Raw genomic sequence first — 12,403 nt, forward strand, 5'->3', positions numbered from 1 at the left:
GTTCCGCACGAACCGCCTCACCGTCAACGGCCCCCGCACCGCCCCTCCAGTTCGGCCAGAGCCCGCACCGCAGCGCCCGCCGCGCAGCGCCCACCTCGGCGGGTGAGACCCGGGCGGGCGGCACTCCCCACCCCGGTCGGCCACCAGCCAAGCCACCGGCAGGTGCTTGTCGTGGCCCACCTGCCCCGCCCCGACCCGCTCGGAGTGCGCCGCCAGGGGATGCACGCGGGCCCGATCGGATCCAGCGCGGCCCCGTCCAGTGGAACCACCGAGCCGTTGAACCCCAGGACCACATAGCTCGCCGTCACCCCGCCCGAAGCCCCCCGAACCCACCCGTCCTTGCCCAGCCCCAGCACCGGTTTCCCCGAGCGGCCGGCCGCCGCCACCGCACGCGCGTACCGCAGATGGTGTGGCGCCCCCGCGAAGGTGTGCCGTACAGGATGCGGATCGGCGTTGTGCCGCACGTACACACCACGCTCGTCCGCGATCCCCGCCGGCCCGATCTGCCCGCCGTACGGCATCCGCAGCCAGCCCGCGCAGACCACCGCCCACAGGCCGACCCCGACCGCGGCCAGTGCGCCCACCCGGGTCACCGGGACGACGAACACCGGCAGCAGCATCAACAGCAGCCCGGGCAGCAGCATGCGCCCGTGCATGAAGTCACCGCCGACCTTCACCACGTACAGCCAGCACAGCAGTCCGGCGACGACCGGCGCGAGCGCGGGAACGACCCGCACCACCCCCGGCGCCCGCCGCCCGCCGCGGGCAGGCACGAGCGCCGCCGCCACGAACAGCGCCGGCACCCACAGCAGATACGGCTGTGCGAAGTCCCCCAGATAGATCAGCCCCCGCCCCCACAGGCTCTGCGAGGCCTCCTTCGTCACCGCGGGCAGCGGCACCAGATGCCCGTAGTACCCGGCCCGGAACACCTCGTACGCGACCGGCAGCGCCCCCGCCGCCCCCGCCCCCGCGAACGCCCCCCGCCACGACGGCCGCACCAGCAGCCACTGCGCCCCCAGGAACACCACCGTCACCAGCCCCAGATCGGGCCGCACCAGGGGCCCGAGCCCGATGACTAGTGACGTGACCGGCGAGGCGGGCCGCGCCGTCAGCGCCAGCCACGCCCCCGCGATCCAGCACGTCGCGAGCCCCGTCTCCAGCCCCGAGGTCGCGAAGTCCCACACGGGCGGCAGCCCGAGCAGCACCAGCCCCCCCAGTGGCACGGCCGTCCGCCCGCCGTACGTCCGCAGCGCGCCGATCCCCGCCAGCGCGAACCCGGCCGCGGTCAGCAGCAACCCCCCGTACACCGCCGCCGTCGCCGGTTCGACCCCCACCGCCCCGGCCGCGACGAGGAGCCACTGCCACAGGGTCCCGGTCGACGACTCGACCCGCTCACCCGCGTTGAAGACGGGCCCGTTCCCCGCGAGCACCTGCCGCACGGTCCGTACGTAGATGTAGGCGTCGTCGGACATCCACCGCCGCCGGAACCCCGCGTACGCGATCAGCAGCGCGGGCACGACCCACACCGCCACCCGCAGCCGGCCCTCCCACGCGGTACCGGGCGGCGGCGCCGGGAGGGACGACGAGGGCGGACTGCTCCTGCCGGAGAGGAAGAACGAGGGGCGGGCGGGGGAGTGCGTCGACGTCATGAACCGTTCATCGGCCCCGCTCCGGCCGAGCTTGACGTGCCGGTTGAAAATCCCCTACGCATGAGTAAGTTTACTCTGAAGTAAGTAAGCGTCACCGCAACGAACAAGTGCAACGAACAAGCGCACCGACCGCACCGCACCGCACCGACCGCACGCATCGCGAGCCGCCACCGGGAGCCTTCATGGGCGTACGCAGGGAACTGAAGCAGGCGAAGAAGCGCACCGATCCGAGAGGCCGCGTCCAGGTCGAGCTCACGCGGGACGGGAGCGGCGCGGTCCGTGAGGCGCGCATGCCCGCCCTCGCGCCGAGTGCCACCACCGGCAGCATCGCCGACCTGCCCTTCACCAACGCGGCCGAGGCCCCGGACGCCGTGGTCCTCCGCCGGAGGGGACCCGGCGGATGGCAGCCGGTGACCGCCGCCGCCTTCGCCCATGAAGTCACCGCCGTCGCCAAGGGATTGATCGCGGCGGGCCTGGAACCGGGTGGCCGCGTCGCGGTGATGTCCCGTACCCGCTACGAATGGACGCTGCTCGACTTCGCGATCTGGGCCGCGGGCGGTCTGTCCGTCCCCGTCTATCCCACCTCCTCGCCCCAGCAGATCGAGTGGATCGTCCGGGACTCCGCCACCCGTTTCGTCGTCGTCGAGACACCGGAGAACGCGACGGCGGTCACGACCGGCACCGCCGACCACCCGGCACCCCCGCATCTCTGGCAGCTCGACGCGGACGCCGTCGCCGAACTCACCGCCCTCGGCCGCGACCTCCCCGACGAGGAGGTCACCAAGCGCCGTACCGCCCTCGCCCCCGACAGCGTCGCGACGATCTGCTACACGTCCGGCACCACCGGCCGGCCCAAGGGCTGCGTCCTCACCCACGCCAACCTGTACGCCGAGGCCGCGAACACCGTCGAACTCCTCCACCCCGTCTTCAAGGAGGTCACCGGCCAGCAGCCCTCGACCCTCCTCTTCCTCCCCCTCGCCCACATCCTGGGCCGCACCCTCCAGATCTCCTGCCTGATGGCCCGGATCGAGCTGGGCCACTTCCCGAGCATCAAGCCCGACGAACTCCGTGCGGCGCTGCGGGAGTTCCGGCCCACCTTCCTGGTCGGCGTGCCCTACCTCTTCGAGAAGATCCACGGCACCGGCCGCGCCACCGCCGAACGCATCGGCCGCGGCGCCTCCTTCGACCGCGCCCACCGCGTCGCCGTCCGCTTCGGCGAACTGCACCTGGACAAGGTCCTCGGCCGCGGGAAGGGTCCCGGCCCCGGCCTCTACGCCGCCTGGGCCCTCTACGACCTGCTGGTCTACCGCCGTATCCGCAAGGAGATCGGCGGCCGTACGCGGTACGCCATCAGCGGCGGCTCCCCCCTCGACCGCGAGCTCAGCCTCTTCTTCTACGCCGCCGGGATCCTCGTCTACGAGGGCTACGGACTGACGGAGACCAGCGCCGCCGCGACGATCGTGCCGCCCCTGCGGCCCCGCCCCGGCACGGTCGGCCTGCCCGTACCGGGCACGGCCGTCCGTATCGCCGACGACGGGGAGGTGCTCATCAAGGGCGGCATCGTCTTCGGCGCCTACTGGAACGACCCGGCCGCCACCGACGCCGCCCTGAGCGACGCCTGGTTCGCCACCGGCGACCTGGGCTCACTCGACGAGGACGGCTACCTCACCATCACCGGCCGCAAGAAGGACATCCTCGTCACCTCGGGCGGCAAGAACGTCTCCCCGGCGGTCCTGGAGGACCGGCTGCGCAGCCGGCCCCCCGTCGGCCAGTGCTTGGTCGTCGGCGACAACCGCTCCTACGTCGCCGCCCTGATCACCCTGGACCGGGAGGACCTCGGCCACTGGCTCTACGTCCGCGGGATGCCGGCCGACACCCCGCTGTCCGAGCTGGTCGGCGATCCCCGGCTGCGCGCCGACGTCCAGAAGGTCGTCGACCACGCGAACCAGGCCGTCTCCCGGGCCGAGTCGATCCGCGACTTCGCGCTGCTGGAGGACGAGTTCACCGAGGACAACGGCCTGCTGACCCCATCCCTGAAGATCAAGCGGCACGCGGTGACGGCGGCCTACGCACGGGACATCGACGCGCTCTACGACAACCCGTCACCCGCACGGGAACAGCACACACCGGAACAGCGCATACGGGAACAGCGGGCCACCCCCGAGGGGTGACCCGCTGTTTCGCGGAGCTGGGCTGAGCCCGGAAGGTCAGCTTCCGGCAGCGCCGTTGCCCGAGAGCACCGGGATGTTGTCCAGGATGTGCGACAGGGGCTCGTCGCCCTTCGCCTGGGTGGAGTTCTCGGTGCACTGCTGGTTCTGCGGAGCCGACAGGATCGGCACGTCCTGCAGGACGGTGACGGGCACGAGGCCGACGAGCGAGGCCAGGTTGGCCTTGACCGGCAGTCCGACACACGGCTTGTTGAGCGAGCCCTGCACGAGGGAGAGCTGGGGGCTCATCTTGCCGTGCGTGGCCTGGTTGCCGTACTTCTGGACGGAACCGTTGCCGTTGGCGGTGGTGACGCCGTCGTCGTTGCCGATGGCCAGCGCCTGGGGCGCGGCGGCGGCCGACAGACCGGCGACAGAGGCGGCAAGGGCCGCGGTCGCCATCAGCTTCTTCATTTTCGTTCCCTTTCGGAGAGTGGCCCCCGTAACGGAGCCGCATATTCATCAACAGTGCGGTGGACGGTGCGGTTGCGGGGTTTGCCCCGATTGGCCCACAGGCTTTCCTCGGGACCGGAGCTACGCGCCGCCGTTGACGTGGCAGGGGGAGCGGGCCGCCGGGAAGGCCGGCGGCCCACTGGGTGACGCGGCAGATCAGCTGCCGGAGGCGCCGTTGCCCGAGAGCACCGGGATGTTGCTCAGGATGTGCGAGAGGGGCTCGTCGCCCTTCGCCTGCGTGGAGTTCTCGGTGCACTGCTGGTTCTGCGGGGCCGACAGGATCGGCACGTCCTGGGCGACCGTGATCGGCACCAGGCCGACGAGCGAGGCCAGGTTGGCCTTGGCCGGCAGGCCGATGCAGGGCTTGTTGAGCGAGCCCTGGATGAGCGCCATCTGCGGGCTCATGTCGCCGTAGGTGGCCTGGTTGCCGTAGATCTGCGCGGCGTGGTTGCCGTTGGCGGTGGTGACGCCGTTGTCGTTGCCGATCGCCATCGCCGAGGGGGCGGCGGCAGCCGAAACACCGGCGACGGAAGCGGCGACCGCCGCGGCAGCCATAACCTTCTTGATCACTTGCTGGTCCCTTCTGGAGTAACCCCGTCCACCGGAGCGACCTGGACAACTGCCCCCGGCCCGCATAGTTGCTCCGATTCACTCCGATGGCCCATTTCGGAAGACCGTTTGTACTACGCACGCGCGCGGGACTTTCCGCGAATTGCGGGCCGCCGAACGGGCCAACCGGGTGACTCCTCGAAACCAATCGGCCCGCCTCCGGTTGTTGCGGGAGCAGGAACACGCGTCTCTGCACATGAAAGGACCGGAGAAATGCTCAAGAAGGCAATGGCCACGGCGGCGGTCGCCGCTTCTGTCGTCGGTGTCTCGGCGGCGGGTGCCCCGCAGGCGCTTGCCATCGGCAACGACAGCGGCGTCACCACCGCCAACGGCAACCACGCCGAGCAGGTGTACGGCAACGCCAAGGCCGAGGGCGACATGAGCCCCCAGGGCCAGCTCGTGCAGGGCTCGCTCAACAAGCTCTGCCTCGGGGTGCCCGTCAAGGCCAACCTGGCCTCCCTCGTGGGCGTCCTGGTGCCGGTCACCGTGCTGCAGGACGTGCCGGTCCTGTCGGCGCCGCAGAACCAGCAGTGCGCCGAGAACTCCACCCAGGGCAAGGGCGACGAGCCGATCTCGCACGTCCTGGACAACATCCCGGTGCTCTCGGGCAACGGCGCCTCGGGCAGCTGATCGCCGTCACGAAGCCTGCTCGGGCCGCCCCGTCGCGCTGTGCGGCGGGGCCGTCCGGACGGGTCGCACTATTTTCTGTTTTCCTTTTCTGTCTTTGTGAAGTGACGTTTCTCCACCCATTCCGTCCCGGGCGTTCGGGTGAAATACCGGAGAGTCGCACTTTCTGTAGTTTCTTCGTCCCCCGCCCCCTCGTTCAACAGCCCGCAGGTCATGGTGCGAGCCGTTCAGGCTGAGCTCGTCCGGTTTCGGCCGTCATTGGGCATGACCGCAGAGAAAGGGAAGTACGTGAAGCACAAGAAGAGTGCCGTCGTCATCGCCGGCGCGATCATGGCCATGGGCATGGCCGCCCCGGCCTTCGCCGACTCCGAGGCCGAGGGTGCCGCTGTCGGCTCCCCCGGCGTCCTCTCCGGCAACGTGGTCCAGCTGCCCATCCACATTCCTGTGAACGTGTGTGGCAACTCGATCAACGTGATCGGCCTGCTGAACCCGGCGTTCGGCAACGAGTGCGTCAACGACTGACGTCGTAACGCACCAGCCGAACGGCTGAGTCACGCCGGCCTTGGACCGCATTCCGGTGCCAAGGCCGGCTTTTCCCACTTCTACCAGCAGAGAAGACAACGACGTTGCGACAGACCCTGAGCAAGGGAATGGTCGCGGCCGCCGCCGCGACGAGCATCCTGTCCCTGTACGGCTCCCAGGCGTTCGCGGACTCGGACGCGCACGGGGTGGCGGCGGACTCGCCCGGAGTGCTGTCCGGCAACAACGTGCAGGCGCCGGTGGGCGTGCCGGTGAACGCGTGCGGCAACTCCGCGAACGCGGCGGCCGGCCTCAACCCGTCGTTCGGCAACTCCTGCGAGACCCCCACGGGCAAGCACCGCAAGCCGGACGGCCCCCGCCACGGAACCCCGGCCGGCCACGGCTCGCAGCACGGCGGCTCCGGCCATGGCTACGGCTCGGACCACGGTGGCGGTTCCGGGGACGGCTACGGCTCGGACCACCACGGCGGCGGCTCCTCCTCGCACGGCGGCACGCACGACGCGCCCGGCGTCGGGTCGGGCAATGTCGGCGAGGCCCCGGTGGACGCGCCGGCGAACGCGTGCGGCGACAGCGCGGACGTGGTCGGTCTGCTGAACCCCGCGTTCGGCGACAGGTGCGGGCCCGACGGGCCGAAGGGCCCCGACGGGCCGAAGGGCTACGGCGACGACGACACCCCGCCGTCCGAGCCACCCGCCGGACCCCCGTCCACCCCGCCGCACACCACGCCTCCGCACACCACCCCGCCGGCGACCACGCCCCCCGAGACGGGCCCGCCGGGGACGGTCCCGCCCACCACGGGTCCGCCGGGAGCGCCGCATCAGTCCCCGCCCTCCTCGGGCACGGGCCGCTGGCCGGAGCTGGCGCACACCGGCGTCGACGGGATGCTCGCGGCCTCGGCCGCCGGCACGGGTCTGCTGCTCGGCGGGGCGGTCCTGTACCGACGCAACCGGCCGGCGTCCCGCCGGTGACGACGCGCCGGTGACGAAGCGCCGGGGCCGGAGTCCGGCCCCGGCGCCCCACGCCGTCAGCGTCCCGCCGCCCCCAGTACCCCGCGCCGCTCCCGCGCGCCGGGCACGGGCAGGACGGCCGGTCCCGTACGGAGCCGGCGCCGCACCCCCCGTACGAGGGTGCGGGCCGTGAACGAGGCGCCGTGCACGAACCGCATCGCCGGTCCGAAGCCGGCCGCCGTGACCAGGCCCGCCATGAAGAGCCCCGGCCAGGTCGACTCGAAGTCCCGGCCCACATAGGGGGATCCGTCGGGACACGCGCCCAGGCCCTGGTGCACGTCCGCCGTCAGGATTCCCAGCCGGTCACCGGTCGGCTTGAACCCCGTGGCCGCGATGACGTGCTCGGTGTCCAGGGACGTCAGCCCCCCGGCCGGGCCGAGCAGATCGAGGCGTACGCCGCCGCCGGACCCGTACGCCGCCGCGATCTCGTGGCCCAGCAGCAGTTCCACGGACGGCTCGACCCGGTCGCGGATCCACCAGGCGCCCGCGGGGCCGAGCGCCGTGGTGGCGATCCGGGCGCGGGTCGGCTCGGGCAGGCGGCGGAACGCGCCGGGGCGTTCGGCGTAGAACCAGTTGCGCCAGCCGGGGCCGAGGCCGCTGTGCGGGGCGCGGGCCGACCGCCACCACGGGCGTTCCCAGGGCGGCGGCACGTCGTTCCAGGAGAGGCCGGGGGCCCGGGCCACGATCCGCACGCGGGTGCCCTGTTCGGCGAGCAGGGCCGCCGTCTCCAGCGCGGCCTGGCCGCCGCCGACCACGGTGACGTCCCGGCCCGCGAACCGGTCCAGATCGCTGTGATGACTGCTGTGCGAGACGTGCTCGGGCGTCAACTCCCGCAGAGCGGAAGGGATTTCGGTGAAGGGGAGCACGCCGACCGCCAGCGCGACCGTCCTCGCGCGCACACTCGCGCCGTCCTCGGTGACCGCCTCGAAACCGCCGGGGCAGGGGTGGATGTGCGCGATCGTGCGCTCGTCCACGTCCGGGACCGAGTGCCGCGCGAACCACAGCCCGTACGCGGCGAACACCTCGACCGGGATGGGTGCCCCGTGCCGGGCCTCCACGCCCTGCTCCGCGCAGTAGGCGGCCAGGCTCAGACGGCCCTCGGGGTCCGAGAGGTTGGAGGCCCACGGTTCGGACTTGAGGAACATCCCGCGGGGCATGTGGTCGCGCCAGGAGGCCATGGGCCGGCCGAACACCCGCAGGCTCAGCCCGGCCGCGGCGGCATGGGAGGCGATGGACAGGCCGTAGGGGCCGGCTCCCACCACCAGCAGGTCGTACATCAGTGACTGCTCGCTTTCTCGTCGTCGGACAGGGGGTTCAGCTGAGGAGGGGGCGCCGTCGGCCGTACGACGGGCGCGGTCGGCCGGGCCGGGCACGCGTCGGCGACCGGCGCCGGAGCCGTCCGGCGGAGGGGGGCCGGCAGCCGCCGGGCCGCGTGCCGGCCCATGTGCCGGGACCACAGCGCCCACAGGGCGGCACCGGGCGCGAGGTCGTCCCGGGCGTGCCAGGCCAGTTCGGTCCCGCGGCGGAAGGCGGCCGGGAGCGGCGCGTAGTTCTCCACCACGAAGGTCCGGCCCGGCAGGGCGACGGGCGACGGCAGCGGACGGTGGGTCAGGTCCAGGTGGAGGGCCCGCACCACGTCGAGCCCCGCCCCGTCGGCGAACAGCCGGAACTGCGCGCCCGGCCGCGGATTGAAGTCGAGCAGGTGGTACGCGCCGGTCGAGCCGTCGCGGCGGAAGTCCAGGTCGAGGATGCCGCGGTAGCCGAGGTGCGCGACCAGCCGCTCGGCGGACGCCCGCACGGCCGGGTTCGGCGTCCAGCGGCCCACCGCGGTCAGACCCGCGCCGCGCGGCCAGGCCAGTTGCTTGCGGCCCGTGCCGCCCCCGCACACCGCCCCGGACCGGTCCACGTACCCGTGGAAGAACCAGTCCCGGTCGGGGCCCGGTGGCAGGAACGCCTGGAGCAGCAGGCGGCTGCCCGCCTCCTCGGCCCGCCGGCACAGGGTCCGGGCCTCCTGGGCGGAGGTCAGTACCGTCGTGCTGCGCAGGTCCGAACCGGCGGGCAGCAGCCAGGGGCGGCTCCACTTCGCGACCACCGGCAGCCCCAGCCGCCAGGCCGCCGAGGCGGCCTGCGCGGGACCGTCCGGGACCAGCGTCACCGGGTGCGGGATCCCCGCGGACGCGCACAGCGCGGCCAGTTCTTCCTTGTCCGCCACCCGCTCGGCGAGACCCGCGGGCGCGAGGGGCAGCAGGTAGCGGGGTGAGAGCTCGGCCCGCAGTCGGTCCACGGCCACGGCGCTCGCGTCATCCATTGGGATCAGTACGGCGGGCCGGCCCACCCGCGCGGCCACTCGGCGCAATGTCGCGGCGATCTCGGACGGCGGGGCCCCGGGAGCGGGCGGCGGATGCATCCGGCACACGAAACGGGAGGCACGCACCGGACTTCCGGTGGAATCCGCGACCAGGTGTACGTCGATTCCGGCCCGGCCGAGCGAGCGTACGGCTCCGAGCGTGCCGTGGTGAAAGGGATTCCGGTCGGTGCGCAGCAGAACGGCGGGCACCCGGGTGTCGAAGGACGGCATGGGCATGTTTCCTCGGGATCGTTTCTGATTCTTCGCTTCTGGTTTCTCACTCGTGCGAGTGAGCGGGCATTTCCCGGCGCCCGGCCTCGGTTGGCGCAACGCGCATTCATATGACTGAGTGTCAGTGGACGGTGGAATTGAGGAGCGAGGAGTGGACATGGCCCCACTGCAGAGGACCCGAACCAGACGGCCGGCGTACGTCGCCGCCGTACTCACCGCCGGACTCTTCGCCTCGGCCGCCCTCGCGTCCGGGACGGGGTACGCGACGGCCGCGAGGGCGGGGGAGCCGCCGACCCCGCCGCCGACCGTGCCCGCCGGCGTCGTGGCGCCGATGACACCGGTTGCCGCACCGACCGCACCGACCGCACCGACCGCACCGACCGCACCGACCGCACCGACCGCTCCGGCCGCACCGACCGCTCCGGCCGTTCCCGGGCGGGTGAGCCCCGAGCCCGCGCCGCCGAAGAGCCCCGGGAACCCGGCCTTCGGCGCCTATCTGGACTACGGGCCCCGCGGGGTGGCCCGGATCGCCGAGCTCAGCCGCTGGCTGGGCGGCGCCGACCTGCGCGTGGCGCACACGTATCTGCCGGGCGACCGCTGGAGCAACATCGAGGGCCTGCCCGGCTTCCTGGACGCCTGGGCCCACTGGCGGCGGGCGGAGGCCGACCGGCTCTTCGTCCTCAACGTCCCCATGCTGGAGCGCAACGAGGAGGGCGTCTCCGACCGGGAGGTCCGCGGGCTGCTGCGGCGCGGCGCGGCCGGGGAGTTCGACCACCACTTCCGCAAGCTGGCCGAGCGGCTCGTCGAGCTGCGGGTGCCCGACACCGTCATCGTGCTCGGCTGGGAAATGAACGGCATCACGTACACCCATCGCTGCGGGCCGGACCCGGAGGCCTGGAAGAAGTACTGGGACAGGATCGTCACGGCCATGAGAGCGGTGCCGGGGCAGAAATTCCGCTTCGACTTCACTCCGAACCGCGGCCGTGACGCCATTCCCTGGACCCAGTGCTATCCGGGCGACGAGACGGTCGACGTCATCGGCATGGATTCGTACGACCAGCCGCGCGGACAGTCATTCGACGAGGCCGTTTCGGAGCCTTACGGGCTCCAGGCGCACGTCGACTTCGCGAAAGCGCACGGAAAGCCGATCTCCTATCCTGAATGGGGGCTCTTCCGAAACGGCGACAACGCGACCTACATGAAGCGCATGCTCGCCTGGCTGGACGAGCACAAGCCGCTGTACAACACGCTCACCGACTACTGCCCGCACGGTGTGTGGCAGTGCGACGACAACCCCGAGGCCTCCGCGATCTACCGGTCCGTGCTCTTCGGCCGCACCGATCAGCCCCCGAAGCCGACGGACCCGACGCCCGCACCGACCGATCCGCCGAAGCCCCCGGTCCCGCCCAAGCCCACCGACCCGACGCCCGAGCGGCCGTCGAACTGTTCGCCGGTGGCCCTGGGCGACTGGGTGGAGTACTGGCTCGGCGGGAAGCTCTGCCTGCGCTTCGACTGGTGGTCGCGCAACCGCTGACCGCGGGACGCGGGACGCGGGACGCGAGAGGTGGGAGGTGGCGGAGGCGGCGGGCCGGTCACGGCCTGCCGCCACCGCCGCGTTCCCGCCAGCCGAGGAACCGGTCCAGCAGCTTCTTGCCCCGGCTGCGGGCGGCCACGTCACAGACGGCGGCGGACATCAGCGGTGCCGTCCGCCGCCGGGCCAGCAGGAAACGCTGGTTGACGACGGGCTGCGGGCGCCAGTGGTGCTTGTAGGGCTCGTTGCCGCGCAGCAGGCTCAGCACCCGGCGCCCGCCCGTTCCGTTGCCCGCCCCGCTGCCCGCTCCGGTGTGCTGGGCGCAGGCGTGCAGCAGCATCGTCGCCACATCCGCCTTGCGTTCCCGCAGCTGGGGATGGGCCCCGTACAGATAGCCGCCCGCCAGCCGGTCCGACAGGAGCGTCAGGTCGACCGCCACCACGGTCCCGTCCACCCGGAACTCGGTCACCACCGCGTCCCCGGCCCGGACCATCGGCCCCACCGAACGGATCAGGTGTTCGGCGAAGCGATCCTGCAGATGCTCGGCGGTCACCTTCCGCCCCTGCCACTGGAGCCGGTGCAGCTCCAGCAGCCTGCGCAGGGCCGCGTCCACCTCGTCGGGGCGTACGGCCCGCCGTTCGACCCCCAGCGTGGACAGTTTGCGCAGCTTGGCGCGGACCCGCTGCTGGGCCTTGGCCGTCGCCAGCCGCCCGATCAGGTCGTCCATCGGCACGGCCGGCAGCTCCAGGCACAGCGAGTCGGGCACCTGCCGCCTGGGCCCGCGCCAGCTCGCGTACAACCGCTCGACCGCGCCTCCGGGCCGCACTTCACGGAAGTCGATCAGCGCGGTGCGCGCGGCCCGGGCCAGCCCGTCGGCCAGGGCGGTGGCCGCCCGGTCGGCGCGCTCGCCGTCCTCGATCAGCACGTCCCCGAAGTCGGAGATCGACCCGCCGAGCGGCACGAGGGCCGGCCACGGCTGCCGTACGAGCATCAGCGGGGCGGCGGCCACCAGGTCGGCGCCGTCCCGGACGAGGACGAGCCGGAGCCGGCCGGGGGTGCCGTAGGAGAGCCACCACGAGTGCAGCCACGCGTGGCTCTGGAACGGGGTCGCCGTGCCGCACCGCCGGTACAGCCTTCCCCACTGCTCGGCCAGCCGCCCGAACTCCCCTTCGTCCGTGCACAGTTCCGTACGCAGTTCCTTGCGC

At 72.5% G+C, this 12,403-nt stretch carries 11 protein-coding genes; 5 read left to right on the plus strand and 6 right to left on the minus strand.

Annotated features, from left to right (window positions below):
- Positions 1-23: 23 nt before the first annotated feature.
- Positions 24-1,649 carry a hypothetical protein gene (locus K3769_RS27895; protein WP_267029025.1) on the minus strand — a complete coding sequence of 542 codons (1,626 nt, stop codon included), beginning with the start codon at positions 1,647-1,649 and terminating at the stop codon, positions 24-26.
- 182 nt (positions 1,650-1,831) lie between these two features.
- Here K3769_RS27895 and K3769_RS27900 point away from each other — a divergent pair, with 182 nt between their 5' ends.
- Positions 1,832-3,820, plus strand: a complete 1,989-nt coding sequence (locus K3769_RS27900; RefSeq protein ID WP_267029026.1) for an AMP-dependent synthetase/ligase — start codon at positions 1,832-1,834, stop codon at positions 3,818-3,820.
- A gap of 36 nt (positions 3,821-3,856) precedes the next feature.
- Here the strand turns inward: K3769_RS27900 and K3769_RS27905 are convergent, their stop codons facing one another.
- Entirely contained in the window at positions 3,857-4,267 is a 411-nt protein-coding gene (locus K3769_RS27905) for a rodlin (protein WP_267029027.1), read from the minus strand.
- Between the two features lie 195 nt (positions 4,268-4,462).
- The gene (locus K3769_RS27910; protein WP_267029028.1) at positions 4,463-4,876 is read right to left on the minus strand and encodes a rodlin; all 414 of its coding nucleotides are present in this window, start codon (positions 4,874-4,876) and stop codon (positions 4,463-4,465) included.
- Positions 4,877-5,128: 252 nt separating this feature from the next.
- On the opposite strand from K3769_RS27910, the gene K3769_RS27915 reads away from it, so the two are divergent.
- The 3 genes from K3769_RS27915 (at position 5,129) to K3769_RS40745 (ending at position 7,050) form a co-directional block, all read left to right on the plus strand.
- Positions 5,129-5,545, plus strand: coding sequence for a rodlin (locus K3769_RS27915; protein ID WP_267029029.1), 417 nt, complete (start codon positions 5,129-5,131; stop codon positions 5,543-5,545).
- Positions 5,546-5,806: 261 nt separating this feature from the next.
- Entirely contained in the window at positions 5,807-6,064 is a 258-nt protein-coding gene (locus K3769_RS27920) for a chaplin (RefSeq protein WP_282566261.1), read from the plus strand.
- Positions 6,065-6,168: 104 nt separating this feature from the next.
- Positions 6,169-7,050 (plus strand): chaplin, encoded by an 882-nt coding sequence (locus tag K3769_RS40745; protein ID WP_282566262.1) that lies wholly within the window; start codon positions 6,169-6,171, stop codon positions 7,048-7,050.
- 56 nt (positions 7,051-7,106) lie between these two features.
- On the opposite strand, the gene K3769_RS27935 is transcribed toward K3769_RS40745, so the two are convergent.
- Together K3769_RS27935 and K3769_RS27940 are read right to left on the minus strand one after the other, a co-directional pair.
- The gene (locus K3769_RS27935) at positions 7,107-8,366 is read right to left on the minus strand and encodes an NAD(P)-binding domain-containing protein (protein ID WP_267029030.1); all 1,260 of its coding nucleotides are present in this window, start codon (positions 8,364-8,366) and stop codon (positions 7,107-7,109) included.
- Complete coding sequence (locus tag K3769_RS27940; RefSeq protein WP_267029031.1) at positions 8,366-9,667, minus strand: carboxylate--amine ligase; 1,302 nt, start codon at positions 9,665-9,667, stop codon at positions 8,366-8,368. Before K3769_RS27940 ends, K3769_RS27935 begins: the two co-directional genes overlap by 1 nt.
- A 157-nt stretch (positions 9,668-9,824) precedes the next feature.
- On the opposite strand from K3769_RS27940, the gene K3769_RS27945 reads away from it, so the two are divergent.
- Positions 9,825-11,201 (plus strand): glycoside hydrolase family 26 protein, encoded by a 1,377-nt coding sequence (locus K3769_RS27945; protein WP_267029032.1) that lies wholly within the window; start codon positions 9,825-9,827, stop codon positions 11,199-11,201.
- A 58-nt stretch (positions 11,202-11,259) separates the two neighbouring features.
- Here the strand turns inward: K3769_RS27945 and K3769_RS27950 are convergent, their stop codons facing one another.
- On the minus strand, positions 11,260-12,393 hold the full coding sequence (locus tag K3769_RS27950) for a GNAT family N-acetyltransferase (protein WP_267031581.1): 1,134 nt from the start codon (positions 12,391-12,393) through the stop codon (positions 11,260-11,262).
- Positions 12,394-12,403: the final 10 nt, after the last annotated feature.

Source organism: Streptomyces ortus (assembly GCF_026341275.1).
Lineage (GTDB): Bacteria > Actinomycetota > Actinomycetes > Streptomycetales > Streptomycetaceae > Streptomyces > Streptomyces ortus.